We start from the raw sequence: 23,947 nt of genomic DNA, 5'->3' as shown, positions 1-23,947 counted from the left end.
CTGTGTCAATGCTCGCTCCGCAAGCTCCGCTCGAAGAGTCGAGACGAGCCTAACCGAGGATGCGAATCGATTCGGTCCTGCGTGTGGCGCCCGCCACGTGCGGGAACAGCCGCCCTACCCTGTAACCCGAGAGCCAGCCGAGGTGGGCGGAAGGATCGGGGTGTCGGCGACGGACGTGACGCGTGCCGAGGCGGAGGAGTCCTCCGTTCCGGACGACGTACCGGTTGAGTCCAGTCAGCGCGAGCACGGGTGGACCGTCCGGAGAGTCGGCGCGCTCCTCGCGCCTGCGCTGATCTTCCTCGGCATCCGTGAGCTCGGGCTGCTGGTGCTCACGTGGATGGCGAGCCGCAACTTCGGTTCGGTGTCCGAGGCACTGCGGTCGTGGGACGGGCAGTGGTTCCTGGCGATCGCGGGCGGCGGCTACGACGGAGTGCCGGAGGGCCTTGTCGACGCGTTCGGGCAGCGCAGCGCCGAGACGCCGCTGGCCTTCTTCCCCGGCTACCCGATGGTCGTGCGGTGGTTCGCCGCGGTCGACGGGCCGGGCGGGATCGGCCTGGTCACCTCGGCCCTGACCGTGACGATCGTCTCCGGCGTCGTGTGTTCCTACGCACTCGCGCGGCTCGGGCAGCACATCCGCGGCGGTTCGCGCCGGACCGGCCTGATCCTGGTGGCGCTGTTCGCGGCGACGCCGATGTCGGTCGTGCTGTCGATGGCCTACTCGGAGGCGATGTTCTGCGCGCTCGCCGCGTGGGCGCTGGTCGGGGTGCTCGAGAAGCGGTGGCTGCTCGCCGGGGTGTGCTGCACGCTGGCCGGGCTGGTCCGGTCGACCGGCGCGGCGCTGGTCCTGGCGGTCGCGCTGGCCGCGCTGCTCGTGGTGATCAGGAACCCGAGGTCCTGGCGGGCGTGGCTCGGCGGGGCGATCGCACCGCTCGGGCTGGTCGGGTACCTGGTGTGGGTCGGGACGCGGACCGGCGAGTGGAACGGCTGGTTCGCGCTGCAGGAGCGCGGGTGGGGCACCGGGTTCGACGGCGGTGCCGCGACGCTGCGGTTCTCCCTGGACGCACTGGCCGACGCCCGGTCCGTGCTGGAGGTCACGACCGTCGGGCTGATCGTCGTGGCCCTGGTCCTGCTGGTGATCATGATCGTGCGGAAGGTCGAGTGGCCGCTGATCGCCTACTCGGCCGCCGTGCTGGCGATGGACCTGACGTCGAACGGGCTGATGAACTCGAAGGCGCGCCTGATGGTGCCCGCCTTCACGCTGCTGATCCCGATCGCGCTGGCCCTGGCGAAACGGCGGGTGTCGACGTTCGTGGTGGCGTTGTGCGCGCTCGCCGTGGTCAGCTCCTGGTTCGGGGCATACGCACTGACGTCGTGGGGTTACGCCATCTGATGAGCGACAGCGATGACTGACAAGGACGCCGAGACGAGCGTGCCCATCCACCCGCTGCTGGCGGCCAGGTGGAGCCCCCGCGCGCTGGACCCGGCCGGGGTGGTGACCGACGAGCAGCTGCGTGCGGTGCTCGAGGCCGCGCGGTGGGCGCCGTCGAACGGGAACACCCAGCCCGCGCGGTACCTGGTGGGGCGGCGCGGCGACGAGACCTACGCGCGGCTGTTCGACCTGCTGTCCAGGCGCAACCAGGGGTGGGCGCACCCGGCCGCGATGCTGGTGCTGGTGTGCGCGGTGACGGTCAACGAGAAGGGCACGATCCCGATGCCCGAGTACGGCGTCGGGCTCGCGGCCGAGAACCTGGTACTGCAGGCGGTGGCCGAAGGCCTGGTCGCGCACCAGATGGGCGGGTTCAACCGGGAGGGCGCGAAGCTCGTGTTCTCGCTGCCCGCCGACGTCGAGCCGCAGACGGTGATCGCGCTGGGCACGCTCGGCGACCCCGCGCTGCTGGACGAGGAGCGGCGCGCGAAAGAACTCGCGCCGCGGCGGCGGCTGGCCCTGGACGAGATCGCGTTCACGGGTGAGTGGGGAAACCCGGTGTTCTAGTGGCCCGCGACGAGCTCCGCGAGTTCCTTCGCTCACGGCGCGCGCGGCTGACGCCCGCCGACGTGGGCATGCCGTCGGCCGGCACGCGCCGCACGCCGGGGCTGCGGCGTGAGGAGGTCGCGGTGCTCGCCGGGGTGGGGGTGTCCTGGTACACGTGGCTGGAGCAGGGCCGGGACATCAACGTGTCGGCGGAGGTGCTCGACGCGATCGCCCGCGTGCTGCGGCTGACCGAGCCGGAGCGGGCGCACCTGTACCTGCTGGCCGGGCTCAACCCGCCGCGTGCTTCGCGCTCGGACGCGGCTGTCACGCCGGAGCTGCGGCGGCTGCTCGACGCGTGGCCGCACCCGGCGCTGCTGCGGGACCGGCAGTGGAACCTGCTGGCGGTCAACGAGCGGGCGCGGTCGGTGTTCGGGCTCGACGGCGACCGCAACTGCCTGGTCGCGTTCTTCACCAACGAGCGGTACCGCGACCTGCACGTCAACTGGGCGGCGGTGGCGCCGGGCGTGGTCGCGGCGTACCGGGCCGACGCGGTGCACACGGACGGGGTGGTGGCGGAGCTCGCGGCGGCGAGCCCGGAGTTCGCGGCGCTGTGGGCGCGGCACGACGTGGCCGCGTCGGAGCAGATGGTGAAGTCGGTGCGGTCGGCAGAGGGTGAGCTGCACTTCGACCTGACCACGCTGGCGGTGACCGACCACCCGGGCTGGTACGTGGAGCTGTACAACCTGGTGGTGGCAGACCCACGATGACTGCGCCCTGTCAGGGGCGCGTGCGGGTGTCCACGCTGGACCCATGACACGTTTCGACGGCAGGACCGCGCTGGTCACGGGTGGCACGAGCGGAATCGGAATGGCCACGGCACAGCGGTTGCGGGCCGAGGGCGCACAGGTGATCGTCACGGGCCGCGACAAGTCCCGGTTGGAGTCGTCGGAGTTCGTCGCGGTGCCCGGCGATGTGGCGAACCTGGCCGATCTGGACACGCTCGCGGCGGTGGTCCGGGAGCGGTTCGGACGGCTGGACGTGGTGTTCGCGAACGCGGGCGTGGCGACCTTCGGCCCGTTCGCCGAGGTCACGGAGGCCGAGTACGACCGGGTCATGGGGATCAACGTGAAGGGCGTGTACTTCACGCTGCAGAAGCTGGCCCCGCTGCTGGCCGAGAACGCCGCGGTGGTGATCAACGCGTCGTGGACGCTGCACCGCGGCCTGGCGGGCGGCTCCCTGTACTCGGCGACCAAGGCTGCGGTGCACAACCTGACCCACACGCTGGCGGCCGAACTGGCGCCGGTCCGGGTGAACTCGGTGTCGCCCGGCTACATCGCGACCCCGATGTTCCACGCGAACGTCGAGGTGGCGGCCCAGCCGGGGGTCCGGTCCGCGATCCCGCTGGACCGCTTCGGCACCGCGGAGGACGTCGCCGGAGCGGTGGCTTTCCTGGCGTCACCGGAAGCGTCCTACATCACGGGCCAGGACCTGATCATCGACGGTGGCCTGGTCACCACGCCGTGGTGACCATCGCGGCTCGGGCCGCGGCACCTGTCGGCTTCCCGAAATCAGCCTCGTGCTGTGTCCACATTCGTTGGCCGGGTTCGGTTGGTCTTCTGGTCTGGTTTGTCCTCGAACCCACCCGGCCAACCTAAGTGGACACAGCACTAGCCACCACCGACAATCCGGCGAGTTGTCCACAGGCCGCCACCGCGTAACCCCGAAAATGTCGGTGGCCCGTGAGAGGCTGGTCACCGGGGGCCGGGGGCCAGGCCTGCCAGCAGGTCCTGCAGCAGTCGCCAGCTCTCGTCGTCGTCCGCCGAGCCGTCGTGCGGGCGGGCGAAGCCCGCCGCGAACTCGGTCAGGTCGGTCAGGTCCCAGTGCAGGCGGTACATCGCCAGCAGGTCCGGCTCCGGCCGCACGCCGGTCGCTTCCTCATACGCCGCAAGGGTTTCCGGGGTCGCCAGGTGCCACAGGTCGCGTTCCGGTGGGGCGATCTTCGCGGTGTCCCAGTCGATCAGGCGCCAGCCGTCCGCGGTCAGCATCGTGTTGCCAGGGTGCGGTTCTCCGTGGGTGAGGACCATCCGGGACCGGTCGACCCGCGCGGCCAGCTCCCATAATCGGGTGTGTGCCCACGCGATCGCCGACGCGTGCGAGGTCAGCAGAGCCGCGGCCGGTCGCGAGTACGGGCCCTCGTCCATCGGGATCGGCGGCAGCGCCACGGTGCAGTCGTCGGTCAACGCGTGCCGTGCGGGGGTGCGGTGCACCGCCAGCACCAGGTCCAGCGCGGCCCGCAGATGGGCGGCGTCCCGGAACTCACCCCACTCGAACGACTCGCCCGCCACGAACGGGTACACCGTCACCGCGAACCGGCCCGCCCGCACCAGCGGTTCCCCATCACGCGTGAACAGTGGCGCCACCGCCACCGGGACGTCCGCCGCCGACCGCAGTGACGCCTCGAGCTGCCGGAAGTCGGGGTCCTCGTCGACCGTCACGAAATGGTCCCCGGCCGTCCAGTGGTGGCTGCCGAACCCCACCGGCTGGTACTGGACCGGGCCGTCGACACCCCATGCCGCCAGCGCCGCCACCAGGTCAGACGACGTGAAACCGCTCGGCGGGCTCAGCACTCAGGCACCGTAGACCGGCACCTCCGGCGGCGTCTTCGCGATCAGCGCCGCCACCGCGGCGCCGACCTCGTCGACCGGCCACCGGCTGCCTCTGTCCACTGTGGTCACCCGCTGGTGCCCGGACACCACGGTGATCTTCCCGGCCTCCACCTCGAACACCCGGCCCGTCACCCCCACCGACTCCGTCGAACCCAGCCACACCACCAGCGGCGCGACGTCCTCCGGCCCCGGCAGGTCGGGGAACAGCTCCTCCGTCATCCGCGTCCGCGCGGACGGGGCGATCGCGTTCACCGTCACGCCGTACCGCGCCAGCTCCGCCGCCGCGACCAGCGTCAGCCCAAGGATGCCCGCCTTCGCCGCCGAGTAGTTCGCCTGGCCGACGCTGCCGAACAGGCCCGCGCCCGAACTGGTGTTGATCACCCGCGCGGAGACCTCCTCACCTGCCTTCGACCGCGAGCGCCAGTGCTCCGCCGCGTGCCGCATCGTGAGGAAATGGGCCTTGAGGTGCACGCGCACCACGTCGTCCCACTCCTGCTCACTGGTCGACACCAGCATGCGGTCCCGCACGATCCCCGCGTTGTTGACCAGCACGTCGAGCCGCCCGTGACGCGAGACCGCCAGGTCAACCAACGACTTCGCACCGTCCCACGTGGACACGTCGGCGTGGTGGTCGCCGCCGTCGACGTCGTTCACCACCACGTGCGCGCCCTGGCGCCGGAACTCCTCCGCGTGCGCAGCGCCGATCCCGCGCGCGGCACCGGTGATCGCCACGACCCGCCCCGCGCAGATCACGATGGCTCCACGGCGTTCGAGGCCGCCAGGAACGCGGGCCGCTCGCCGCCGCCGTGCACGGTGATCGTGCTGCCGCTGACGTACGCGGCGCCCGGCGACGCCAGCCACAGGCACGCCTGCGCCACGTCCGCGGGCACCGCCATGCGCCCCAGCGGGATCGTCGAGCCGACCGAGGAGACTCCGGCCGCGTCGCCGTAGTGCAGGTGTGACTGCTCGGTGTCGACCGGCCCCACCACCACCGTGTTGACCCGCACCTTCGGCGCCCACTCGACCGCGAGCGACGTCGCGAGGTTCGCCAGGCCCGCCTTCGCCGCGCCGTACGCGGCCGTGCCAGGTGACGGCCGGGTGCCGCTCACGCTGCCGATCATCACGATCACGCCACCCGTTTCCTGTTGCTGCATCACGGTGTTCGCGCGCTGCGACACGTGCAGCGGCGCGACCAGGTTCAGCTCGATGATCTTCGCGTGCAGGCGCGGGGACGCGGTGGCGGCGTCGACCGGCGGCGCGCCACCGGCGTTGTTGACCACGACGTCGAGCGTCCCGTACCGGCTGAGCACGGCGGACACCAGACCGTCCACTTGCGACAGATCGCGCACGTCCGCCTTGATGAACTCCGCCTCGCCCATGTCGTTCGTCGGCTCGTGCCTGCTGCACGTCACCACGTCGTAGCCCGCGTCGAGGAACCCGCGCACGATCCCCAGCCCGACGCCGCGTGCGCCGCCGGTCACCAGCACGGTCGTCACAGGCGCTCCAGGATCGTCACGTTGGCCTGCCCGCCGCCCTCGCACATGGTCTGCAGCCCGTACCGGCCGCCGGTGCGCTCCAGCCCGGCGAGCAGTGTGGTCATCAGCCGCGCGCCGGTCGCGCCGAGCGGGTGGCCGAGTGCGATCGCCCCACCCGCGGGGTTCACGCGGTCCGGATCGGCGCCGGTCTCCTTGAGCCAGGCCAGGACCACGCTCGCGAACGCCTCGTTGATCTCCACGAGGTCGATGTCGTCGATGGACAGCCCGGCGCGGCGCAGCGCGTGGCCGGTGGCGGCGATCGGCGCGTCGAGCATCACGACCGGGTCGCCGCCGCGGGCCGACAGGTGGTGCACACGGGCCCTCGGCGTGAGCCCGTGCTCGGCGAGGGCCCGTTCGGACACGACCAGCAGCGCGGCGGCGCCGTCGGAGATCTGGCTGGCCAGCGCGGCGGTCAGGCGGCCGTCCGGCAGCAGCGTCGTCAAGCCCGCCATCTTCGACGGTGACGTGTCACGGCGCGGGCACTCGTCGGCGACGACGCCCTCCAGGGCCGCGAGCTCGCCGTCGAACCAGCCGCCGTCGATGGCCGCCACCGCGCGGGTGTGGCTGCGCAGCGCGAACTCCTCCATGTCGCCGCGCGAGATGTCCCACTTCGCGGCGATCATCTCGGCGCCGCGGAACTGGGAGATCTCCTGGTCGCCGTAGCGGGCGAGCCAGCCCTTCGACGTGGAGAACGGGTCGGGGAAGCCGTGGTCGCGGCCCGCGTACATGGCCGCCGAGATCGGGATGGCGCTCATGTTCTGCACGCCACCGGCGACGACGACGTCCGCGGTCCCGCTCAGCACCGCCTGCGCGGCGAAGTGCACGGCCTGCTGCGACGACCCGCACTGCCGGTCCACGGTCACGCCCGGCACCTCCTCGGGCAGCCCGGCCGCGAGCCAGCACGTCCGTGCCACGTCCCCGGCCTGTGGACCGATCGTGTCGACGCAGCCGAAGACCACGTCGTCGACCACAGCGGGGTCGAGCGGGGTTCTGTCGAACAGCGCACGCAGCACGTGCGCGCCGAGGTCAGCCGGATGGACACCCGCGAGTCCGCCGCCGCGCCGGCCTACCGGCGTGCGGACCGCGTCGACGATGTACGCGTCTGCCACGGTGCTAGGCTACCAAGCTAGCGCTTGGGTGCGGGAGTGGAGAACATGACGGAAACGCGCGGCAAGCCCTCGGCACGGCGTGCCGACCTGGTGCGCATCGCGGCGGAGCTGTTCGCGGAACGCGGCTACCGGGCCACGACGGTCCGGCACATCGGCGACGCCGCCGGCGTGCTGTCCGGCAGCCTGTACCACCACTTCGACTCCAAGGAGACGATCCTCGACGAGCTGCTGTCGAGCTACCTCGACGAGCTGCTCACCACGTACCGGGAGATCGCGGGCGCCGAGCCGGTCACCGCGCTGCGCGGCCTGGTCACCGAGGCCTTCCGCTCGCTGGGCGAGCACCGCGCGGCGATCACCGTGCTGCAGAACGAACGCACCTACCTGCGCTCGCTCCCCCGCTTCGGCTACCTCACCAAGGCCGACGACGAGGTCCGCCGCATCTGGACCACCGTGCTGCGCGACGGCATCGAGGCTGGCGCCTTCCGCGCGGACCTCGACCCGGCGATCACGTACCGCTTCCTGCGCGACTCGGTGTGGGTGGCGGTGCGCTGGTTCCGCCAGGACGGCAGGCTCTCCCCCGAGGAACTGGCCGAGCAATACCTGAAGATGATTCTGGACGGCATCACCGCCTGACTACGATCACGCCGTGACCGGGGACGAGACCCTCAGCGCCAAGCAGGCGTCGATCGGTGGCCCCTGGTCGCGGGGGATGCTCCGCTCCTGCGCCGTGCTGCTCTGGCTCTCGTCCGCGATCCCGCTGGCCATGGCCTTCGCCGAGGGCATGCCGTGGTGGGCGACAGTGCTCGTCGAGGTGCTGCTGCTGGTGACCATCGTCCCGCTCGGGTTCGTGCTCTGGTTCGACGCGGCGGAGCACCGCGAGCACACCGCGCGGCTGCGGCGGGCCGGCCGCCCCGCGGTCGCGGAGATCACCGACGTGGAGCACGTCGACCCCGGCGACGACACCGGCACCGTCGTCGTGCTGCGCCTGCGGATCAGCGGTGACGACGTGCCCCCGTTCGCGGCGACCTACCGCGGCAGGCCCGACCCGGAGTACCGCGTCGGCGGGCTGCTGTACGCGACCGTCGACCCGGCGGACAACCTGTTCACGCTCCGGCGTCTCTGAGCACCCGCTTGAGCACCTTGCCGGACGCGTTGCGCGGCAGCGCTTCGGTGAACTCGACCTGCCTCGGCACCTTGTAGTTGGCGAGCAGGCGCCTGCAGTGCGCGATCACGTCCTCAGTGGACAGTCCATTCGCGACGACGAACGCCTTGCCCACCTCGCCGAGCCGCTCGTCCGGCACGCCAACCACCGCGGACTCCGTGACGCCGGGCAGCCTGGCGAGCACCTGCTCGACCTCCGCGGGGTACACGTTGAAGCCGCCGCTGATGTACATGTCCTTGAGGCGGTCGGTGATCGTGAGGTGGCCGCGGTCGCCGACGGTACCCACGTCACCGGTGTGCAGCCAGCCGTCGGCGTCCACGGCCTGCGCTGTCGCGTGTGGGTCGTCGAGGTAGCCGAGCATGACGTTCGGGCCGCGCAGGAGGATCTCGCCCTGGTCACCGATGCGCAGCTCGAACCCGGCGGTGGGCCGGCCGCACGTGGTCGCGACGGTCTCGGCGTCGTCGTCGGGGCCGCACATCGTGGCGACGACCGCCTCGGTGAGCCCGTAGGCGGTGAGGACGGTGCCGAACTCGCGTTGCATGCGTTCGACGAGCGTCACCGGCACGACCGCGGCGCCGGTGACGGCGAGGCGCAGCGTCCTCAGGTCGGCGCCGGGCAGGTCGAGCATGGACTGGAAGATCGTCGGCGGGCCGGGCATCACCGTGATCCGCTCGCGCCGGACCAGCTCGGCGGCCTGTTTCACGTCGAAGGTCAGCTGCGGGACGATCGTGGCGCCGGTGAGGAGGCAGACGAGGATGCCCGCCTTGTAGCCGAAGCTGTGGAAGAACGGGTTGATCACGAGGTAGCGGTCGTCCTGCGTGACACCGCCGAGTCCGGCCCATGCCCTGGCGACGCCCAGCGCCTGGCGGTGTGCGCTCATCGCGCCCTTGCTGCGGCCGGTGGTGCCGGAGGTGAAGAGGATGTCGCTGACGTCGTCCGGGCCGGTCCCGACGTCGGGTGCCGCGTGGTCGAGCGGCTGCCACGGCGTGCCGGGGTCGATGGTCATGACGTGGCCGGGGATCCGGTGGCCGTCGTCGCGGAGTTCGCGGAGCCGGTCCCTCCCGAGGAACTCACCGACCACGACCAGGGACTTCGCGCGGGTGCGGTCGAGAATGTCGGCCGTCTCGGCTGCGGTGAAGCGGGTGTTGACCGGGACCAGGGTGGCGCCCGCGGTGAGCGCGCCGAGAGCCGCGAGCACCCAGTGGTGGGTGTTGGGGGCGCAGACGGCGACCCGGTCGCCGGGCTGGACCCCGTTCTCGGCGAACAGTCCGGCGGCAGCGCGGACCTGGGCCCCCAGCTCACGCCAAGACATCCGCACGGGCCCGTCGACCAGGGCCTCCGCGTCGCCGAACCGGTGAGCCGCCGCGGCGACGACAGCCGGAATCGTGTCCACGGATCAACTAGAACACGTTCTATAAAGTGTGCGCAAGACCCGGTGGCGCCCCCCACCAGAGGGCGCCACCGGCGAACGCTCACCACGCCCGGACGGCCGGCAGCAGGACTGGGAACCCCCGACTGGCACCCAGGACAGTTGCGCGACTCACGCCAGGCGTCGGATCAGGCGTGACAAAACCGAGGACACGATCAGCCAGAACAGCGCCGCGAGCCCGTAGTTCACGAGCACCCGCAGCTGCGTGTTCTCCGGGGTGAAGAGGTCCTTGAACGCCAGCGCGAGCGGTTCCGCGACGGACGAGAAGAACCGCGTGATGCCGTTCGCCGGATTGGCGTTGCCCACCGTGAGGAGAACGTGCACCACCAGTACGACGGCGAATGCCAGTCCGGCCCAGCGGACGGCGCCTGCCAGGACTCCCACCACGTTCGACCGGGTCACGGTGGCCATGGTGGGAGTCTGGCACGTTCGTCATCAGGATACGACTCGCGCGATCAAGCCGGCGACGAGCAGCCAGAACACGGCGGCGAGACCGTAGTTCACGATTGTCTCGAGCGACTTGTTGGCGAAGGTGAACAAACCGGGGAAGAACAGCGCCAGCGGTTCTGCCATCGACTGGATGAAACGGAAGAAGGCGTTGCCCGCGTTCGCGCCGAACAGGTTCAGCAGGATGTAGACGACCTCGATGAGCGCGAAGACCGCCCCGATGAGCTGGACGACACGCGCAGCGGTCCCACTTCCCGTGCGGCTCCATCTACGAGTTGTCATGCAGGGTGGATGCCCAGCATGCGTGTGACGAAACTCTTTCACCGGAGCAATCCGGGTAGTCCGTTCGGCCCACGATGTGAGAGGGCCGCTTCGTGTTCGCAGCGATCCCTGGCTAGGCTGTCGGCCGTGGCACGTGCTCTCCTCCTTCGTTGCCGCGACGGGGCCTGACCAGACCGGCTCCCCGCCGCGGGGCGAAGCCTTGCCGGTCGTTCGTCCGTAGACCCGCAAGCAGGAGCTTTCCGACATCATGAGCATTCCCGACGTACAGCGCGCCGCCACCAGCAACATCCGGATGCCGAGCAGGCCCGCGCCCGACAACCAGCCCACGTGGAACACCCAGCGGGGCACGTCGATGCCGGTCCACCGCTACCAGCCCTTCGCCCAGCTCATCGAGCCGATCTCGGTGCCCGACCGCACCTGGCCGGACAAGGTGATCACCAAGGCGCCCCAGTGGTGCGCGGTCGACCTGCGCGACGGCAACCAGGCCCTGATCGACCCCATGTCGCCCGCGCGCAAGCGGCGCATGTTCGACCTGCTCGTGCGCATGGGCTACAAGGAGATCGAGGTCGGCTTCCCCGCCGCCTCGCAGACCGACTTCGACTTCGTGCGCGAGATCATCAACGACGGCGCGGTCCCGGACGACGTGTCCATCCAGGTGCTGTCGCAGTGCCGCCCCGAGCTGATCGAGCGCACCTTCGAGGCGCTGCAGGGCGCGCGCAAGGCGATCGTCCACATCTACAACTCGACCTCGATCCTCCAGCGGCGCGTGGTGTTCCGCGAGGAGCGCGAGGGCATCAAGAAGATCGCCACCTCCGCCGCCGAGATGGTCCAGGAGCTGGCGGGCAAGTACTCCGACACCGACTTCCGGTTCGAGTACTCCCCCGAGTCCTACACCGGCACCGAACTGTCCTACGCGGCCGAGGTGTGCAACGCGGTCACCGAGATCTGGCGGCCGACGCCCGACCGCCCGGTGATCATCAACCTGCCCGCCACCGTCGAGATGGCGACACCGAACGTGTACGCCGACTCCATCGAGTGGATGAACCGCAACCTGGAACGTCGTGACTCCGTGGTGCTGTCGCTGCACCCGCACAACGACCGCGGCACCGGGGTGGCCGCCGCCGAGCTGGGCTACCAGGCCGGCGCGGACCGCATCGAGGGCTGCCTGTTCGGCAACGGCGAGCGCACCGGCAACGTGTGCCTGGTGACGCTGGGCATGAACCTGTTCAGCCAGGGCATCGACCCGCAGATCGACTTCTCCGACATCGACGAGATCCGCCGCACGGTCGAGTACTGCAACCAGCTGCCGGTCGGCGAGCGCCACCCGTGGGGCGGCGACCTGGTGTTCACGGCGTTCTCCGGCTCGCACCAGGACGCGATCAACAAGGGCCTGGACGCGTTGCAGGACGCGGCGGATCGGGCGGGTCACCCGGTCGAGGACCACCCGTGGGAGGTCCCGTACCTGCCGATCGACCCGAAGGACGTCGGCCGCACGTACGAGGCCGTGATCCGCGTGAACTCGCAGTCCGGCAAGGGCGGCGTCGCGTACGTGATGAAGACCGAGCACCAGCTCGAGCTGCCGCGCCGCCTGCAGATCGAGTTCTCGCAGGTCGTGCAGCGGTACACGGACACGGAGGGCGGCGAGGTGTCGCCCGCGCTCATGTGGTCGACGTTCTCCTCGGAGTACCTGGAGCACGGGGCGCCACTGGTGCTGCGTGAGCACCGCATCTCCGGCTCCGACCCCTCGGACGGCCGCGGCCACGACGAGATCAGCGCGGTCGTCGAGGTCGAGGGCGACCGGCACGAGATCACCGGTGCCGGCAACGGCCCGATCGCCGCGTTCGTCGACGCGCTGGCCTCGGTCGGCTTCGACGTGCGGGTCCTGGACTACACCGAGCACGCGCTCACGGCGGGTGACGACGCCCGCGCGGCGGCGTACGTGGAGTGCTCGATCGGCGAGCGCACGCTCTGGGGCGTCGGCGTCCACAGCTCGATCGTGACGGCGTCGCTGCGTGCGGTCGTCTCGGCGGTCAACCGCTTCTCGCGCTGACGCGCTTGGGGGCGGGCCCGGCAACCCCTTACGAGACCCGCCCCCGCGCGTGATCGTTCCGGTTCGCGCTGGAGATCCAGTCGAGCGCCGCAAGTGCCGCGGGGTACGGGGCACCACCATGCCGCCAGGACTGGTCCGGACCGGATGTCCATCCCGGCGACTCCCGTTCGTAGTGGAGGCATGATCCTCGACTGGACCCGCGACGAACGCCTCAGCCTGGCCGACCTCTTCGACAGCCTCACCGACCACGAGTGGCAGGCGCCCTCCCTGTGCGACGGCTGGACCGTGCTGCACGTCGCCGCCCACATGACCATGTCGACACGCACCACCGGGTTCGTGATGTTCACGGGCATGCTGAAGGCCATGGGCGACTTCGACCGCATGGTGGACAACTTCGCGCGCGACCGCGTGGCCCGTTTCAGCAGGCAGGAGCTGATCGCGCAGCTGAGGGAGACCGCGGGCTCGGCCCGCCGCACTCCCGGCGCCGCGCCGCTGGACCCGCTGGTCGACGCGATCGTGCACGGCCAGGACGTGGCCCGGCCGCTCGGCGTCGCCCGCCCGATGCCGGTCGAACAGACTACCGCCGCACTGGAACACGTCCGGACCAGCAGGTTCTACGGCGCCCGCAAACGGTTCACAGGCGTGCGCCTGGTCGCCACCGACTGCGACTGGTCCGCGGGTGACGGCCCCCGCGAGCTGCGCGGCCCGGTCGGCGACCTGCTGCTGGTCGCCACCGGCCGGCCTGCCGGCCTCGCCACGCTCACCGGCTCAGGCGTCGGCCTGGTGACGGCCGCCCTGTGACCGGCCGCTTCGCCCGCGGCGGGTTCCTGCGCCGGGCCCCGGCCGGTGGGTGGCTCCACCGGCCGGGTGCCAGGCACATCGTCGCGGTCAGGGGCCGAGCGTCTCCGTGACGGACGCGGGGCCGGCCAGCGAGGCGTCGTCCGGGGCGTCCCATTCCATCTCGACCAGCTCGGGCTTCACCTCGTGTGCCCGGATCTTGCCGTCGCGGATGTCCTCGGCCCAGTGGCACGCCACGCGGTGGCCCGGCGTGATCTCGCGCAGCGCAGGCCGCTCGGTGTCGCACTTCTCCGCCTGCTTCCAGGGGCAGCGCGTGTGGAACCGGCAGCCTGTCGGCGGGCGCGCGGGCGAGGGCAGGTCGCCGGCCAGGAGGATGCGCTCGCGGCGGTCCTCGACCACCGGGTCCGGCACCGGCACGGCCGACAGCAGCGCCCGCGTGTACGGGTGCAGCGGCTCGGCGTACAGGTCGTCGGACGTCGCCTCCTCGACCAGGCCGCCCAGGTACATCACGCCGACGCGGTCGGAGATGTGCCGGACGACCGCCAGGTCGTGGGCGATCACCAGGTAGGTGAGGCCGAACTCGTCCTGCAGGTCCTCCAGCAGGTTGATCACCTGCGCCTGCACGGACACGTCCAGCGCCGACACCGGCTCGTCCGCGACGATCAGGTCCGGCTCGACCGTCAGCGCGCGGGCGATGCCGATGCGCTGGCGCTGGCCGCCGGAGAACTCGTGCGGGTACTTGCGCAGCGCGGTGCTCGGCAGGCCGACCGCCGACAGCAGCTCCCGCAAACGCTTGCCGGTCGACTCCTTGCCCTTGTCGAGGTTGTGCGCGCGCATGCCCTCGACCAGCAGCGACTCCACCGACTGGCGCGGGTCCAGCGACGACATCGGGTCCTGGAAGACCATCTGCATGCGCCGCCGCATGGTGCGCAGCTTCTCGCCCTTCATGGCCGACAGGTCGACCCCGTCGAACAGGACCCTGCCGCTGGTCGGCTCGGTGAGCTTCAGCATCGCGCGGCCGAGCGTGGACTTGCCGCAGCCGGACTCGCCGACCAGGCCGTACGTCTCACCCCGGTTGACCACCAGGTCGACACCGTCGACCGCGTACACGTGGCCGACGGTCCGGTCCAGCACGATCCCGCGCTTGATCGGGAAGTGCACCTTGATGTCGTCGGCCTCGATGAGGGGGTGTGCGGCCGGTGCGGCCGGCTCTGTGGCTGGCGCGGTCACGCGGGCACCTCCTGGGCAACCGGGTTGTGGCAGCGCAGCAACCGCTCGCCCCGCACGGAACCAGCACCGTCGGGCACCATCTCGGGCGTCACCTCGACGCACGTGTCGGTCGCGTTCGGGCACCGGGGCGCGAACGCGCAGCCCGACGTCCACGGGATGTTGTCCTGCACCGACCCTCGGATCGGCGACAGGCGCTCGCCCTTCGGCGCGTCCAGCCTGGGGATCGACTGCAGCAGGCCGTAGGTGTACGGGTGCCGGGGCACCTGGAACAGGTCGTGCCGCCCGCCGCGCTCGACCACGCGGCCGCCGTACAGCACGTTGACCTCGTCGCACAGGCCCGCGACCACGCCCAGGTCGTGCGTGATCATGATCAGTGCGGTGCCGGAGTCGCGCACCAGCTCCGCGAGCAGCGCCAGGATCTGCGCCTGGATGGTCACGTCCAGCGCGGTGGTCGGCTCGTCCGCGATCAGCAGCCGGGGCTGGCACGCCAGCGCGATCGCGATGAGCGCGCGCTGCCGCATGCCGCCGGACAGCTGGTGCGGGTACTCGTCGAGCCGCCGCCTCGGGTCCGGGATGCCGACCCTGTCGAGCAGGTCCGCCGCCTCGACCATGGCCTTGCGGCGGGACATGTCGCGGTGCCGCTCGAGCACCTCGGTGACCTGCAGGCCGATCGGGATGACCGGGTTCAGCGACGACAGCGGGTCCTGGAACACCATGGCCAGGTCGCGGCCGCGCCGGTCCCGCATCTGCCGGTCGGACAGCGTGAGCAGCTCGGTGTCCTCGAACTTCGCCGAGCCGGTGACCTTGTTGCCGCGCTTGGGCAGCAGACCCATGATCGACATCGCGGTCACGGACTTGCCACAGCCGGACTCGCCGACCAGGCCGACCGTCTGCCCCGGCTCGACGTCGAAGTCGACGCCGTCGACCGCGGTGAACGGCACCTCGCCCTTGCGCTGGAAGACGACCCGCAGGTCGCGTACTTCGAGTAGAGCCACTATCGGTTCCTCCTCGCAGGCTCCGAGGAACCGCGGTGCTGATGGTTCGCTCCGCAAGCTCCGCTCACTAGCGCCTGCTCTTCGGGTCGAGGGCCTCGCGCAGCGACTCACCCATGAGCGTGAAGCCGAGCGCCACCACGATGATGCAACCGGCAGGCCAGAAGGCGAGCTGCGGGTGGCTGTCGATCACGTTCTGCGCCCGGCCGAGCATCTGCCCCCACTCCGGGATCCGGTCGTCGGGGTTGCCGAGACCGAGGAACGACAGGCCCGCCGCCTCGATGATGGAGATCGCGAGGACCAGCGTGGACTGGACGATCACCGGGCCGAGCGAGTTCGGCAGCATGTGCCGGAACACGATGGCCCGCTGTTTCACGCCGAGCGCACGCGCGGCCAGCACGTGGTCGCTGTGCCGTTGCGCGAGCATGGAGCCCCGCAACAGGCGCGCGAAGATCGGTATCTGCACCGTCGCGACGGCGACGATCAGCGTGTAGATGTTCGGTTGCGCGAACAGCGCACCGATCGACACCGCCAGCAGCAGGCCCGGGATCGACAGCATGACGTCGACCGCGCGCATGACCAGGCTGTCGACCCAGCCGCCGAGCGCACCGGCCAGTGTGCCGAGGATCAGCCCGCCCGTGAGCCCGATCAGCGTGGCCAGCACGCCGACCAGCAACGTCTGCTGTGAGCCGACCAGAAGCCGGGACAGCAGGTCGCGGCCCACCTGGTCACCCCCGAGGGGGTGCCCCTCCTGCGACTCCGGGATCTGGTTGCGGGCCTTGACGACCTGGTCGCCCAGCATCGGGTCGGTCGGGTCGTGCGGCGCGATGAACGGCGCCAGGATCGCCAGCACGATGAACGCGGTGATGATCACCGCGCCGGTGAGGAACACCGGGTTGCGGCGCAGCCTGCGCCACGCGGCGGCGGCCACGCTCACGCCGGGGTCGTCGCCGATCTTGCCCGCGGTCGCCGCGAGCGCGTCGATCTTGGACTTCGTGCTCATCACCGGGCACCACCTGCCGTGCGGATGCGCGGATCGATCAACGCGTAGGACAGGTCGACCAGCATGTTGATCAGCACGAACACCCCGGCGGCACAGAGGATCAGCAACAACAGCACCGGATAGTCACGGCGTTCGAACCCGAGCGCCAGCGCCTGCCCGATACCGGGGAACGCGAACACCTTCTCGGTCAGCACCGCGCCGGCGAGCAACGCACCGGTCTGCAGGCCGATGGTGGTGACCACCGGCAGCATCGCGTTGCGCAGCACGTGGCGGCGGCGGATGACCGGGGTGGTGAGGCCCTTGGACTCCGCGGTGCGGATGAAGTCCTCGTCGAGGACGTCGAGCACCGCCGCGCGGGTGATCCGGAAGATCACCGAGAACGGGATGCTCGACAACGCGATCGCGGGCAGGATCAGATGTCTGATCGCGTCCCACGCCGCGTCCCACTCCTGCGTCAGGACCCCGTCGAGGACGAAGAACCCGGTTACGCGCGTGGCGTCGAGGCCGCCCTCCTGGCGTCCCGCCGTCGGGAACCAGCCGAGGTCGACGGCCAGCACCTGCTTGAGCACGAACGCGAGGAAGAAGACCGGCACCGCGACGCCGACGAGCGAGCCGACGATCGACAGGTTGTCGAGCCAGCCACCTCGGCGGCGGGCGGCGAGGTAACCGAGAGGGATGCCGACGGCGATCGCGATGACGATCGCCAGGAACGACAGCTCCAGCGTCGCGGGGAACCGCTGGAGGAAGATCTCGGACGCGGTGTCACCGGGCTGCACGCCCGTCGACACCCCGAAGTCCCCCGACGCGGCACGCGTGAGGAACTTCCAGTACTGGACGAATATCGGCTGGTCCAGACCCAGCTCTTGGGTGAGCCGGGCCCGGCTCGCAGCGGTCGCCCGCTCGCCCAGGAGGGCCGAGACCGGCCCTCCTGGGAGCGAGCGGAGCCACGCGAACAGCAGCAGCGACAGCACCCCGACGACGATTACGAGCTGCAGCAACCGCCGAACCGTGTAGCGAAGCACCTAACTTTGTCCTGTGGTGGTGGGAGCTGGACTTCGTCAGCCGAGGCTGACGGAGTCGAAGCGCTCGTCGGTGAGCGGGCTGGCGACCAGCCCCTTCACGTTCTCGGCGACGACGATCGCAGGCGGACCGTGCGAGATCGGGATGGCAGGCAGGTACTCCGCCTTCAGCTTCTTGTTCAGCTCCTCGTACATGCCGTTGCGCTTCTCCTCGTCGGGCTCCGAGTCGGCGGCCTGGATCTCCTGGGACAACGTCGCGCCCCACGGCGAGTTGCCGGTGCCGAAGCGGTTGTTCGGGTCGGAGAAGAAGTTGCCGATGAAGTTGTCCGCCGTGTTGTAGTCACCGTTCCAGCCGAGCAGGAACAGGTCGGCCTTGCCGGAGTCCACGTCCTCCAGGTAGCCACCGTTCCACGGCTTGCTGACCACGTTCAGCTTGATGCCGACGGCCTCCAGGTTGCCCCGGATGAAGCCGAACATGTCCTGCGGGTTCGGCATGTACGGACGGGTGACCTCGGTCGGCCAGTAGATGTTGACCGTCAGGTTCGACTGGCCCGCGTCGGCGAGCAGCTGCTTGGCCTTCTCCGGGTCGTAGTCGTACTTCTCGACGTCGTCGGTCCAGCCGTCGACCGTCTTCGGGTAGAAGTTCTCCGCGACCTCGGAACCCTCGGGCAGCTGCTGCTTGACCAGGCCCTCGCGGTCGATCGCGTGGGCGATCGCCTGGCGGACCTTCAGGTCGCGCAGCGCGGGCACGTTCTTCTGGCCGATGCCCAGGTAGAAGACGTTGAACGCCGGGCGGATCATGACGTTGTAGCCGTCGTCCTTGAGGCCCTGCCAGTCGGCGGGCGACGGGAGGTCGTAGCCGTCGACGTCACCGGACTGCAGCGCCTGCTTGCGGGCGGTCTCGTCCGGGATGGCGCGCAGGATCAGCTTGTCCAGCTTGGCCTTCTCGCCCCAGTAGTCCTCGTTGCGGACCAGCTCGACGGTGCCGTTCGCCTCGTCGTACTTCGAGAACTTGAACGCGCCGGTGCCGGTCGGGTGGTCGGTCGCGTACTCGGGGTACACGAACGAGTCACCCTGCGCCTGGACGTCGTCGGCCTTGTACTGCTCGAGCGCCGTCGGGCTCTGCATCGCGAACGACGGCAGGCCCAGGATGTCCGGGAACTTCGAGGTGGAGCGGGTCAGCGTCACGACGGCCTTGTTGCCCTCCGCGACGCACGACTTGAACAGCGACGGGGTCGCACCGTCGGAGAAGCCACCGAAGTTGTCCTGCCAGTAGCCGGACACGGCCGGGCTCTGGCCCGCGCCCTTCTGGTTGTACCAGCGGTCGAAGTTGGCGCAGACGGCCTCGGCGTTGAACTCGGAGCCGTCGTGGAACTTCACGCCCTCGCGGAGCTCGAAGTTCCAGGTGAGGCCGTCCTCGCTGTGGTCCCACTTGGTCGCCAGCGCGGGCTCGGCATCGGCGGTGCCTGCCTTGAACTCGATCAGACCCTCGAAGATCTGCTGTGAGGTGCGGAAGGTGGCACCGTCGGTGGCGAAGAAGGGGTCGAACAGCTTCGGCGCACCCTCGGTCGCGAAGGTCAGTGTGCCGCCGGTCTGGCCGCCACCTTCGTCCTGGGAGTCGCGCTGGGATTCAGCGCACGCGGTCAGCGCGACAGCGGCGGCGAAGCCGAGTGCCGCCAAGCGGACCGTGCGGGGGTTGACCATTACGCACCTCAGAGGGTTGTGTCTCACACTTTGGTCGCCGACCTTATCCCCTCGGGGTGCTCGGACGTGAAGTCCTGCTCTGTAACGACTCGGTATCCGATCAGCTGTTCACCACGTCCGCACGCGCTTTGGTCTGGTCCACCGCGAACCAGCCGCGCTCAAACGCCTGCCAGGTCAGCAGGTGTTTCCTGACCTGTTCCCCGTCCCGGGCCACCGCCCGTTCCAGTCGAGTGGTCTCGTCAGGAAGCTCACACCAGACCAGCAGGGACAGCGTGTCGGAGATCGATCCGCGACCGGCCGAAACACCCTCGATGACCAGCACTTCCGGTACTTCGATCCGGCGTTCCGCGCCGAGGAAGGGCTTGCCGTCCGCCCACTCCGTCCGCCGATAGGTGGCGGTTTTTCCCAGTTTTATGGGAATGAGGACGTCTTGTACCAGGCGTGGCCACCACGACACGGGCTGTTCCCAGGTCGCGAAGTCGTCGGTGCTCACGACCGTCGCGCCAAGCTCTGCCGCCAGCCGTGCCGCGTAGTGGGTCTTGCCGGAACCGGACGGCCCGTCGACCGCGATCAACGTGGTGCGGCCGAGGCGCGGCGGCCGCACACGGTGATCCAACGCTCGCTCCGCTGTTCGCTCCGCTCAGACCGCGCGACGCCCGGTCAGCGCCCGGCCCAGCGTCAGCTCGTCGGCGAACTCGAGGTCGCCGCCCATCGGCAGGCCCGACGCGAGCCGGGTGACCGTGAGTCCGGGGAAGTCGCGCAGCATCCGCACCAGGTAGGTGGCGGTCGCCTCGCCCTCGGTGTTCGGGTCGGTCGCCAGGATGACCTCGGTGATCTCCTGCCCGCCGATGCGCTGCAGCAGCTCACGCACCCGCAGCTGGTCGGGACCGATGCCGGACAACGGGTCCAGGGCGCCACCCAGCACGTGGTAGCGGCCCTTGAACTCGCGGGTCTTCTCGATGGCCAGGACGTCCTTGGGCTCCTCGACCACGCACACCGCGGACGGGTCGCGGCGCGCGTCGCGGCAGATGCGGCAGGTCGGCTCCTCGGAGACGTTGCCGCAGATGTCGCAGAAGACCACGCCCTCCTTCACCTTCTGCAGCGCGAGCTGCAGCCGGGCGATGTCGGCGGGGTCGGCGCCGAGCAGGTGGAACGCGATGCGCTGCGCGCTCTTCGGACCGACGCCGGGGAGTCGCCCCAGCTCGTCGATCAGGTCCTGGACCGGTCCCTCGTACATGCCGGGATCACATACCGGGCAGGCCGAGCCCGCCCATGCCACCCGCGAGCGGCCCCATCGCGTCGGCGGCCAGCTGCTGCGCCTTGCCACTCGCGTCGCGGACCGCGGCGACCACCAGGTCGGCCAGCGTCTCCACGTCGTCCGGGTCGACGACCTTCGGGTCGATCGTGAGGGACTTCAGCTCACCGGAACCGGACACGACCGCCGTGACGAGACCACCGCCGGCCGAGCCGGTCGCCTCCGCGTTGGCCAGCTCCTCCTGCGCGGACATGAGCTGTTCCTGCATCTTCTGCGCCTGCTGCAGGATCTGCTGCATGTCGGGCATGCCACCACCGGGTTGCACCATGGTGTCCTCTCGTCGGTTGCTCCCAGCGTAGTCGCGCTTCCCTGTGGCAGGGTGAGCGCCGTGCGGAGACCTGTACTCGCGGTGATCGCCCTGCTGGCGCTCGCCGCGTGCGGCGACCAGCCACCGGCCGCCCCGTCCACGACGACGACCACGACGGTCACCTCCGCCAGCACGACCACGACGTCGCCACCGCCGCCGGTCACCACGACGACGACCACCACCACTGCGCCGGCCACGACGGCGCCACCCGGGAAGCCCGCACCGGTGGTGGTCCTCGACCCCGGCCACAACGGCGCGAACGCGGCGAACCCCGGCGAGATCAACCGCCAGGTCCCCGCAGGCCGCGGCCGCGTGAAGGCCTGCAACACGACCGGCACCGCCACCAACGCCGGCTACCCGGAGCACGCGTTCACGTGGGACGTGGCGGTGCGGGTCCGCGACCAGCTCACCGCGCAGGGCGTGCGGGTCGTGCTGACCAGGCCGGACGACGACGGCGTCGGCCCGTGCGTCGACCGCCGCGCGGCCATCGGCAACGAGTCGGGCGCGGCGGCCGTCGTGTCGATCCACGCGGACGGCTCGACGAACCCGTCCGCGCACGGCTTCCACATCGCCTACTCGGCCCCGCCGCTGAACGACGCGCAGGGCGAGCCGTCCATGCGCCTGGCCACGACCATGCGGGACACGTTGGTGGCCAAGGGTTTCGCGACGTCCACCTACATCGGGTCGGCGGGCCTGTCGCCCCGTGACGACCTGGGCGGTCTCAACCTGTCGGAGCGCCCCGCGGTGCTCGTGGAGTGCGGCAACATGCGCAACGCCACCGAGGCGGCCGCGTTCAGCACCCCGGACGGCCGGGCGTCGTACGCGACGGCCATCGCGGCCGGGGTCCTGGCGTACCTGAACTAGCGCTTGATGATCGGGCGCGCACCGAGCTTGTCGGTGAGGAGCTTGACCATGTCCTCTTCCGGGTTGCTCTCCGGCTCGGGCGGCGCGGCGGTCGTCGGGACGCCGTCGTCCTCGTAGTAGTCGTCGTCCGGTGGCTCCGGCAGCGGTGGCTCGTCAGCGGGCGGCGGCGGAGCCGGCACGGCGGGCCGGGGCGGCGGCGGTTCCTGGTGCTGTTGCGGCGCCGGTTGCTGTTGCTGCGGCGCGGCGGCGGGCTGGTTGGGCCGCGTGAACGTGGGCGGATCGTTGCGCGGCTTCTGCTGCACCGACTGGGTGGCGGTGTTCTGCGCGGCGTGCACGCACTTGACCTGCCACTGCCCGCCGAGCACCTCTCCGAGCGCCTTGGCGATGGCGTCCACGTTGCGTGGCTCACCCAGCCGCCGGGCCAGCGGCGCAGCGGTGTGCGCGATCGTGACCGTGTCGCCCTCGATGGACTGCACGGTCGCGTTGGTCAGCATGGCCTCGGTGCTGCGGCTGTTCTTGCGAACCGCACCGAGCAGCTCCGACCACAGCCTGCGCACCGCGGTCGCGTCGATGGCCCCACTCGCGGCGGGCGCGGGCGCGGGGGCAGCCGCGGGCGCGGGTGCCGGTGCCGAGGTGGTGACCGGAGGCGGCGGCGCCACCGGTGCCCGGTCGGCGGGCGTAGGAGCGGGCTGACTCGCGGCGGGCGTCCGAGCCTCTGGCCACTCGGCGGGCGGCGGCGCGGCAGGTGCCGGTGCGGCCTGTGCCGGTGTGGCGGGGGCCGCCTGTGGCGCGGGGGCCGCCTGCGGTGCGGCGGGCGGAGCCTGGGCGGGCGCGGGTGCCGCGGCCGTCTGCCCGGCGGTCACCCGCCGCTCCATGCGCTCGAGCCGCTGGAGCACCGCCGAGTCGGCGGCCGCGTCGGTGGGCACCGCACCCGGCAGCAACATCCGCGCGCACAGCAACTCGAGCAGCAGCCGAGGCGCGGTGGCGCCACGCATGTCGATCAACCCGGTGTGCACGATCTCCGCGTACCGCGTCAACGTGGCGGGCCCGAGCCGCTGCGCCTGCTCCTGCATGCGCTCCAGCTCGTCCCCGGGCACCGCCACCAGCCCACGCGCCCCGGCGTCGGGCACCGCACGCAGCAACACCAGGTCACGCAGCCGGTCGAGCAGGTCGGAAGCGAACCGCCGGGGGTCGTGCCCGGCGTCCACCAGCCTGTCCACGGTCCCGTACACGGCGGCCGCGTCGTCGGCGGCGAGCCCGTCGACCATGTCGTCGATCAACGCGACGTCGGTGACCCCGAGCAGGGCGACCGCACGCTCATACGTGACGCCCTCGGCTCCCGCCCCGGCCAGCAACTGGTCAAGGATCGACTGCGTGTCCCGGGCCGACCCCCCACCAGCCCGGATGACCAGCGGATACACCGGAGGAGCGACAGTGGCGCCCTCGTCGGCGACGTTCCGTTCGAGCAGCTCCCGCATCGCGCTCGGCGGGATCAACCGGAACGGGTAGTGGTGCGTCCGGGACCGGATCGTCCCCAGCACCTTCTCCGGCTCGGTCGTCGCGAAGATGAAGACGAGGTGCTCCGGCGGCTCCTCCACGATCTTCAGCAGAGCGTTGAAACCCTGCGTGGTGACCATGTGCGCCTCATCGATGATGAACACCCGATAACGCGACGACGCCGGTGCGTAGAACGCGCGGTCCCGCAGCTCACGGGCGTCGTCCACACCACCGTGACTGGCGGCGTCCAGCTCCACCACATCGACGTTGCCCGGCCCCTCGGGCGCCAGCGAGATGCACGAGTCACACTCGCCGCACGGATCCGGCGTCGGCCCCTGCTCACAGTTCAGCGAACGGGCAAGAATCCGGGCGGACGACGTCTTGCCACACCCACGCGGCCCGGAGAACAGGTAGGCGTGGTTCACCCGCTTCGCGGCCAGCGCCGTCCGAAGCGGATCGGTGACGTGTTCCTGCCCGACGACCTCGGCGAAGGTAGCCGGCCGGTACTTGCGGTAAAGGGCGAGCGCCACGCCAGGACCATACCCGCCACCACCGACAGGCCGGCC

General features: G+C 70.8%; 25 protein-coding genes. 9 read left to right on the top strand and 16 right to left on the bottom strand.

The genetic code is table 11. The features are described 5' to 3' along the window. Positions 1-160 precede the first annotated feature (160 nt). The 4 genes from FHR82_RS16460 to FHR82_RS16445 are packed head-to-tail and all read left to right on the top strand — an operon-like array spanning position 161 to position 3,499. Positions 161-1,390, top strand: a complete 1,230-nt coding sequence (locus tag FHR82_RS16460; RefSeq protein WP_260418058.1) for a glycosyltransferase family protein — start codon at positions 161-163, stop codon at positions 1,388-1,390. Between the two features lie 12 nt (positions 1,391-1,402). After that, positions 1,403-1,993 (top strand): nitroreductase family protein, encoded by a 591-nt coding sequence (locus FHR82_RS16455; RefSeq protein ID WP_184811237.1) that lies wholly within the window; start codon positions 1,403-1,405, stop codon positions 1,991-1,993. Continuing rightward, a complete protein-coding gene (locus FHR82_RS16450) occupies positions 1,993-2,739 on the top strand; it encodes a helix-turn-helix transcriptional regulator (RefSeq protein WP_311771109.1) in 747 nt (248 codons plus the stop codon). Before FHR82_RS16455 ends, FHR82_RS16450 begins: the two co-directional genes overlap by 1 nt. Positions 2,740-2,782: 43 nt before the next feature. Further along, positions 2,783-3,499: an SDR family oxidoreductase gene (locus tag FHR82_RS16445; RefSeq protein ID WP_184811236.1), complete on the top strand. Its 717-nt coding sequence runs from the start codon at positions 2,783-2,785 to the stop codon at positions 3,497-3,499. Between the two features lie 224 nt (positions 3,500-3,723). Here the strand turns inward: FHR82_RS16445 and FHR82_RS16440 are convergent, their stop codons facing one another. Genes FHR82_RS16440 through FHR82_RS16425 form a run of 4 tightly spaced genes read right to left on the bottom strand, consistent with a single transcriptional unit; the run spans position 3,724 to position 7,282 of the window. Next, entirely contained in the window at positions 3,724-4,599 is an 876-nt protein-coding gene (locus FHR82_RS16440) for a phosphotransferase (RefSeq protein WP_184811235.1), read from the bottom strand. After that, positions 4,600-5,394: an SDR family NAD(P)-dependent oxidoreductase gene (locus FHR82_RS16435; RefSeq protein WP_184811566.1), complete on the bottom strand. Its 795-nt coding sequence runs from the start codon at positions 5,392-5,394 to the stop codon at positions 4,600-4,602. After that, complete coding sequence (locus FHR82_RS16430; RefSeq protein ID WP_184811234.1) at positions 5,388-6,134, bottom strand: SDR family oxidoreductase; 747 nt, start codon at positions 6,132-6,134, stop codon at positions 5,388-5,390. The genes FHR82_RS16435 and FHR82_RS16430 overlap by 7 nt, the downstream gene beginning before the upstream one ends. Next, a complete protein-coding gene (locus FHR82_RS16425) occupies positions 6,131-7,282 on the bottom strand; it encodes an acetyl-CoA C-acetyltransferase (RefSeq protein ID WP_184811233.1) in 1,152 nt (383 codons plus the stop codon). Before FHR82_RS16425 ends, FHR82_RS16430 begins: the two co-directional genes overlap by 4 nt. Before the next feature lie 45 nt (positions 7,283-7,327). On the opposite strand from FHR82_RS16425, the gene FHR82_RS16420 reads away from it, so the two are divergent. Together FHR82_RS16420 and FHR82_RS16415 are read left to right on the top strand one after the other, a co-directional pair. Beyond that, positions 7,328-7,915, top strand: a complete 588-nt coding sequence (locus FHR82_RS16420; RefSeq protein WP_184811232.1) for a TetR/AcrR family transcriptional regulator — start codon at positions 7,328-7,330, stop codon at positions 7,913-7,915. 13 nt (positions 7,916-7,928) lie between these two features. Next, entirely contained in the window at positions 7,929-8,405 is a 477-nt protein-coding gene (locus FHR82_RS16415) for a DUF3592 domain-containing protein (RefSeq protein ID WP_184811231.1), read from the top strand. On the opposite strand, the gene FHR82_RS16410 is transcribed toward FHR82_RS16415, so the two are convergent. The 3 genes from FHR82_RS16410 to FHR82_RS16400 all read right to left on the bottom strand — a co-directional run bounded on the left by FHR82_RS16410 (position 8,386) and on the right by FHR82_RS16400 (position 10,602). Beyond that, a complete protein-coding gene (locus FHR82_RS16410; RefSeq protein ID WP_184811230.1) occupies positions 8,386-9,837 on the bottom strand; it encodes a FadD3 family acyl-CoA ligase in 1,452 nt (483 codons plus the stop codon). The two genes, FHR82_RS16415 and FHR82_RS16410, sit on opposite strands and share 20 nt — an antisense overlap. 147 nt (positions 9,838-9,984) lie before the next feature. Then, entirely contained in the window at positions 9,985-10,284 is a 300-nt protein-coding gene (locus FHR82_RS16405; protein WP_184811229.1) for a hypothetical protein, read from the bottom strand. A gap of 24 nt (positions 10,285-10,308) precedes the next feature. Continuing rightward, positions 10,309-10,602, bottom strand: a complete 294-nt coding sequence (locus FHR82_RS16400; RefSeq protein ID WP_184811228.1) for a hypothetical protein — start codon at positions 10,600-10,602, stop codon at positions 10,309-10,311. A gap of 247 nt (positions 10,603-10,849) precedes the next feature. Here FHR82_RS16400 and leuA point away from each other — a divergent pair, with 247 nt between their 5' ends. Beyond that, positions 10,850-12,652 (top strand): 2-isopropylmalate synthase, encoded by a 1,803-nt coding sequence (gene leuA, locus FHR82_RS16395; RefSeq protein ID WP_184811227.1) that lies wholly within the window; start codon positions 10,850-10,852, stop codon positions 12,650-12,652. A 180-nt stretch (positions 12,653-12,832) separates the two neighbouring features. Next, positions 12,833-13,453, top strand: coding sequence for a maleylpyruvate isomerase family mycothiol-dependent enzyme (locus FHR82_RS16390; RefSeq protein WP_184811226.1), 621 nt, complete (start codon positions 12,833-12,835; stop codon positions 13,451-13,453). Positions 13,454-13,540: 87 nt separating this feature from the next. Here the strand turns inward: FHR82_RS16390 and FHR82_RS16385 are convergent, their stop codons facing one another. From FHR82_RS16385 to FHR82_RS16350, 8 genes are all read right to left on the bottom strand, one after another. Further along, entirely contained in the window at positions 13,541-14,680 is a 1,140-nt protein-coding gene (locus tag FHR82_RS16385) for an ABC transporter ATP-binding protein (RefSeq protein WP_184811225.1), read from the bottom strand. Then, entirely contained in the window at positions 14,677-15,675 is a 999-nt protein-coding gene (locus FHR82_RS16380) for an ABC transporter ATP-binding protein (RefSeq protein ID WP_184811224.1), read from the bottom strand. The genes FHR82_RS16385 and FHR82_RS16380 overlap by 4 nt, the downstream gene beginning before the upstream one ends. A 67-nt stretch (positions 15,676-15,742) precedes the next feature. Next, the gene (locus tag FHR82_RS16375) at positions 15,743-16,675 is read right to left on the bottom strand and encodes an ABC transporter permease (protein ID WP_184811223.1); all 933 of its coding nucleotides are present in this window, start codon (positions 16,673-16,675) and stop codon (positions 15,743-15,745) included. Further along, entirely contained in the window at positions 16,675-17,697 is a 1,023-nt protein-coding gene (locus FHR82_RS16370; protein WP_184811222.1) for an ABC transporter permease, read from the bottom strand. Before FHR82_RS16370 ends, FHR82_RS16375 begins: the two co-directional genes overlap by 1 nt. Before the next feature lie 36 nt (positions 17,698-17,733). Continuing rightward, a complete protein-coding gene (locus FHR82_RS16365; protein ID WP_184811221.1) occupies positions 17,734-19,398 on the bottom strand; it encodes an ABC transporter substrate-binding protein in 1,665 nt (554 codons plus the stop codon). Positions 19,399-19,498: 100 nt separating this feature from the next. Further along, positions 19,499-20,002 carry a uridine kinase family protein gene (locus FHR82_RS16360; RefSeq protein WP_311771107.1) on the bottom strand — a complete coding sequence of 168 codons (504 nt, stop codon included), beginning with the start codon at positions 20,000-20,002 and terminating at the stop codon, positions 19,499-19,501. Between the two features lie 36 nt (positions 20,003-20,038). Next, entirely contained in the window at positions 20,039-20,635 is a 597-nt protein-coding gene (gene recR / locus FHR82_RS16355; protein ID WP_184811219.1) for a recombination mediator RecR, read from the bottom strand. A gap of 7 nt (positions 20,636-20,642) precedes the next feature. Then, a complete protein-coding gene (locus FHR82_RS16350; protein ID WP_184811218.1) occupies positions 20,643-20,981 on the bottom strand; it encodes a YbaB/EbfC family nucleoid-associated protein in 339 nt (112 codons plus the stop codon). A 60-nt stretch (positions 20,982-21,041) separates the two neighbouring features. Between FHR82_RS16350 and FHR82_RS16345 the strand changes: the two genes are divergently transcribed. Further along, positions 21,042-21,884 (top strand): N-acetylmuramoyl-L-alanine amidase, encoded by an 843-nt coding sequence (locus FHR82_RS16345; protein ID WP_376706416.1) that lies wholly within the window; start codon positions 21,042-21,044, stop codon positions 21,882-21,884. On the opposite strand, the gene FHR82_RS16340 is transcribed toward FHR82_RS16345, so the two are convergent. Next, positions 21,881-23,911 carry a DNA polymerase III subunit gamma and tau gene (locus tag FHR82_RS16340; protein ID WP_184811216.1) on the bottom strand — a complete coding sequence of 677 codons (2,031 nt, stop codon included), beginning with the start codon at positions 23,909-23,911 and terminating at the stop codon, positions 21,881-21,883. The two genes, FHR82_RS16345 and FHR82_RS16340, sit on opposite strands and share 4 nt — an antisense overlap. Positions 23,912-23,947: the final 36 nt, after the last annotated feature.

It is taken from the genome of Actinophytocola algeriensis, assembly GCF_014203735.1.
Taxonomy (GTDB): Bacteria; Actinomycetota; Actinomycetes; order Mycobacteriales; family Pseudonocardiaceae; genus Actinophytocola; species Actinophytocola algeriensis.
The sequence above is the reverse complement of the archived record's forward strand: the minus strand, read 5'-3'. Positions and strand labels throughout refer to the sequence as shown.

Coding starts and splice junctions, on each gene's coding strand:
- FHR82_RS16455 (WP_184811237.1), top strand. CDS start 1,403: ATGACTGACAAGGACGCCGAGACGAGCGTGCCCATCCACCCGCTGCTG.
- FHR82_RS16445 (WP_184811236.1), top strand. CDS start 2,783: ATGACACGTTTCGACGGCAGGACCGCGCTGGTCACGGGTGGCACGAGC.
- FHR82_RS16420 (WP_184811232.1), top strand. CDS start 7,328: ATGACGGAAACGCGCGGCAAGCCCTCGGCACGGCGTGCCGACCTGGTG.
- FHR82_RS16405 (WP_184811229.1), bottom strand. CDS start 10,284: ATGGCCACCGTGACCCGGTCGAACGTGGTGGGAGTCCTGGCAGGCGCC.
- FHR82_RS16400 (WP_184811228.1), bottom strand. CDS start 10,602: ATGACAACTCGTAGATGGAGCCGCACGGGAAGTGGGACCGCTGCGCGT.
- leuA (WP_184811227.1), top strand. CDS start 10,850: ATGAGCATTCCCGACGTACAGCGCGCCGCCACCAGCAACATCCGGATG.
- FHR82_RS16390 (WP_184811226.1), top strand. CDS start 12,833: ATGATCCTCGACTGGACCCGCGACGAACGCCTCAGCCTGGCCGACCTC.
- FHR82_RS16375 (WP_184811223.1), bottom strand. CDS start 16,675: ATGAGCACGAAGTCCAAGATCGACGCGCTCGCGGCGACCGCGGGCAAG.
- FHR82_RS16365 (WP_184811221.1), bottom strand. CDS start 19,398: ATGGTCAACCCCCGCACGGTCCGCTTGGCGGCACTCGGCTTCGCCGCC.
- recR (WP_184811219.1), bottom strand. CDS start 20,635: ATGTACGAGGGACCGGTCCAGGACCTGATCGACGAGCTGGGGCGACTC.
- FHR82_RS16350 (WP_184811218.1), bottom strand. CDS start 20,981: ATGGTGCAACCCGGTGGTGGCATGCCCGACATGCAGCAGATCCTGCAG.